Source organism: Streptococcus sp. CCH8-H5 (assembly GCF_001556505.1).
Classification (GTDB): domain Bacteria; phylum Bacillota; class Bacilli; order Lactobacillales; family Streptococcaceae; genus Streptococcus.
The window spans coordinates 1-252 of record NZ_LSIZ01000040.1; the positions used below are offsets into that span (position 1 = coordinate 1).

Sequence of the window (252 nt, forward strand, 5' to 3'; positions counted from 1 at the left end):
AGAACACCAGAATCTTCTGCTTCAAGTTCCATGTTCGTTTTATCTGACATGATTTCAAGAAGGATATCCCCCTCATTAACCACATCACCCTCTTGTTTCTTCCACTCGATGATTTCGCCTTCCTGCATGTCCACACCAAGCTTTGGCATAATAATCTCAAAAGCCATATTTTATGATACTAAGAACGCTAAAACGCGACAGAATTTTAGGAGTTTTACGTTAGTGTGCTTGCACACAAGTAAAACTATCTAA

1 protein-coding gene is annotated in these 252 nt (G+C 38.9%); it reads right to left on the reverse strand.

Annotation, left to right across the window (positions count from 1 at the left end; genetic code table 11):
• A partial coding sequence (locus AX663_RS10290; protein ID WP_331708970.1) for a biotin/lipoyl-containing protein occupies positions 1-167 on the reverse strand: 167 nt, incomplete at its 3' end.
• Positions 168-252 lie beyond the last annotated feature (85 nt).